The following is a 2,790-nucleotide window of genomic DNA, read 5'->3' on the forward strand; positions in this document are numbered from 1 at the left end:
GCGGAACGACGCCGCCGGGTGTACCAGACCGCCGCCGCGCCGGCGACGACCATCGCCGAGCCCAGCCCGATGGTCGCGCCCATCGGGGCGCCGGTCAGGGGCAGGTTGCCGCCCGCGCTGACCCCGCCGCCGGGCGTGCTCGGGGAGGTCGTGCCGGGGCTCTCGCCACCGCCCGGCGGGACCGTGTCGGTGGTGCCGGTCGGCGTGGTCTCCGACGGCGACGGCGCCGGGCTCTCGCCGCCGTAACCCGTGTTGCCCCGGGTGTCGTCGTTGTTGCCGTTGTTGTCACCCGTCGCGTTGTCGTTCGGGATGTCGTCGTCATCGTTGTCGGCCTGGGCGCCACCGCCGTACCCGTCGCTGCCCGCGGAGGCGTCGCAGTCGGTGCGGGCGGCGTCGGTGTCGCACGGCGTCGCCATCACCACCGGCTGCCCGGCACGCTGCGACCCGTCGCCGGTGGCGAGGGCGGGCGTTCCGGAGAAGGCCAGGGTGGCGAAGGCGATGACGCCGGCCGCGGGGAGTCCAGCGGCCAACCGGCGCGTCAAGCTCATGAGGGAGTCCGTTCTGTTGCTGATGGTCCGTTTCCGTCCGGGGGAGTTTAACCCTAATGTCCGAATTAGCGGTAACCGGCCCCCGCGAGTTGCATCAGCACGGGACGCCGCCGATCCGGTGACTGCGCCACAGGTGCGACAGCGCCGAGACCTTCAGCTCGAACTGAGGATCCGCCGCGAGGAGCCCTTCGCCGCTGTACGGCGCGGCGAGCTGCACGCTCGCGCCGGACTCCAGATAGACCGAGACGACGGTACGCGCGCCGCGCCGCTCCGCCCGCAGATCCACCACCCGGCTCCACGGCTCGTGCCGGTGCGCGGTCCGGATGCCGCCCGCGTCGATCCGGGTGCCCCGCCGGCCGGCCAGCGCGCCACCGGCCATGCCCGCCAGCAGCGACGTGATCGCCAGCGCCAGCCAGAGCGGGCTCGGCACCGGAGCGATCACGGCGGAGAGCAGGGCGCCGGCCAGGCCGACGAGGGATCCGGAGAACAGGCCGTGGCGCAGCGCCTGCTGCCAGGTGGGCGTGAAAGCGGCTTCCATGAGTGTCTCAACGACCGCCAGAACCGGGTCAGCCGCACGTCGGGTGCGACCGACGTACGGTTGACGACATGGCAACAGAAGAGCCCATCACCCTCCCCACCTCCGAGGACGAGTGGCGCGTCCGGCTCACCCCCGCCGAGTTCCGGGTGCTGCGCCAGGCCGGCACCGAGCCCGCCTTCTCGGGTGAGTACGTCAACACCAAGACCGAGGGCGTCTACCAGTGCCGCGCCTGCGGCGCCCAGCTCTACCCGAGCGACACCAAGTTCGACAGCCACTGCGGGTGGCCGTCCTTCGACGACGCCATCCCCGGCGCGGTCAAGGAGATCGACGACTACTCGCACGGCATGGTCCGCACCGAGATCCGCTGTGCCCGTTGCGACAGCCACCTCGGGCACGTCTTCCGCGGCGAGATGATGACCGAGAAGAACACCCGCCACTGCGTCAACAGCCTGTCCATCAAGCTCGACCCGGCGCAGGCCGGCTGACGGCGATAATCGCCGGATGGACGAACGAGATTCGGCGATCATCGAGGAACTGCAACAGAACGCCCGTCTGACGAACCGGCAGTTGGCCGCCCGGGTCGGCCTGGCGCCGTCCAGCTGCCTGGTTCGCACGCGCGCCCTCGAGGTCAGCGGCGTGATCACCGGCTACCACGCCGAGGTCGACCTCGAGCGGGTCGGCCGCGGCGTCGAGGCGATGATCGCGTTCCAGGTGCGGCCGCTGAGCCGCGACGTCATCCGCGCCTTCGAGAGCTTCGCGCTTCAGCAGCCGGAGGTCCTGTCGGTCTACACGCTCGGTGGCGGCGACGACTTCATGGTGCACGTGGCGGTGCCGACCATCGCCGCCGTGCACAGCCTGCTGGTCGACAAGTTCAGCCGGCGCAAGGAAGTGATCGGGTTCCGGACGTCGATCGTCTACCAGCACAATCGGCGCCGCACCGTTCAGTCGATGCTCGAAAGGGCCTGAGTGCCGAATATCGTTCGGCAAACGCTCCACGTCGACGGCCGCGCTGCTGCACTACCGGCATGCACACACCGGAAAGACTGATCGTCGAACGAGGGTCCCGGACCGGGCAGCCGATCATCGTGAGCATCGACTCCACCCGCCTGGGTCCGGCGCTCGGCGGCTGCCGCATCAAGACCTATCCCACCTGGGCCGACGGCGTTGCCGACGCCGTGCGCCTGTCGGCGGCGATGACCGAGAAGGCCGCGCTGGCCGGCCTCGACCACGGCGGCGGCAAGACCGTCGTCGCGCTGACCGGCCCGCCGGGCGACCGGAGTCACCTCCTCGCCGACATCGCCGACGTGATCGACAGCCTGCGCGGCGCCTATCTCACCGGCCCCGACGTCGGCTCGAGCCCGGCCGACATGGAGGAGATCGGTCGCCGGACGAAATACGTCCTCTGCCGCCCGGAGCCCGCCGGCAGCGGCGACTCCTCCGGCCCCACCGCCCTCGGCGTCACCGTCTCCCTCGAGGCGGTGTGCGAACACCTGTGGCCAGGCCGCGATCTGTCGTCGGTCTCCTTCTCCATCCTGGGGCTCGGGCACGTCGGCGCCCGCGTCGGCGCCCACCTGGCCGGGCGCGGCGCCCGGCTCGTCGTGTCCGACGCCGACCCGCAGCGCCGGGCCCTGGCCGAGGCGCGGGGTCGCCCAGTCGATTAGTCGCACCAAAATTTGATAAAGAAACGCGACAATCGATTGCTAG

4 protein-coding genes and 1 pseudogene are annotated in these 2,790 nt (G+C 71.0%); 3 read left to right on the forward strand and 2 right to left on the reverse strand.

What is annotated here, in order from left to right; translation table 11 throughout:
- Together AB0M20_RS36250 and AB0M20_RS36255 are read right to left on the reverse strand one after the other, a co-directional pair.
- Positions 1-548 (reverse strand): annotated as a pseudogene (locus AB0M20_RS36250) (hypothetical protein); the annotation flags it as partial.
- A 94-nt stretch (positions 549-642) separates the two neighbouring features.
- Positions 643-1,086, reverse strand: a complete 444-nt coding sequence (locus AB0M20_RS36255; protein WP_364305150.1) for a hypothetical protein — start codon at positions 1,084-1,086, stop codon at positions 643-645.
- Between the two features lie 68 nt (positions 1,087-1,154).
- Between AB0M20_RS36255 and msrB the strand changes: the two genes are divergently transcribed.
- From msrB to AB0M20_RS36270, 3 genes are read left to right on the forward strand one after another with little or no spacing between them, the layout of a single operon-like run.
- The gene (gene msrB, locus AB0M20_RS36260; RefSeq protein WP_364305152.1) at positions 1,155-1,571 is read left to right on the forward strand and encodes a peptide-methionine (R)-S-oxide reductase MsrB; all 417 of its coding nucleotides are present in this window, start codon (positions 1,155-1,157) and stop codon (positions 1,569-1,571) included.
- Between the two features lie 16 nt (positions 1,572-1,587).
- Positions 1,588-2,052: an Lrp/AsnC family transcriptional regulator gene (locus tag AB0M20_RS36265; RefSeq protein ID WP_364305154.1), complete on the forward strand. Its 465-nt coding sequence runs from the start codon at positions 1,588-1,590 to the stop codon at positions 2,050-2,052.
- Positions 2,053-2,111: 59 nt separating this feature from the next.
- Positions 2,112-2,747, forward strand: coding sequence for a Glu/Leu/Phe/Val dehydrogenase dimerization domain-containing protein (locus AB0M20_RS36270; protein WP_364305156.1), 636 nt, complete (start codon positions 2,112-2,114; stop codon positions 2,745-2,747).
- Positions 2,748-2,790 lie beyond the last annotated feature (43 nt).

The organism is Actinoplanes sp. NPDC051633, assembly GCF_040681735.1.
Taxonomy (GTDB): domain Bacteria; phylum Actinomycetota; class Actinomycetes; order Mycobacteriales; family Micromonosporaceae; genus Actinoplanes.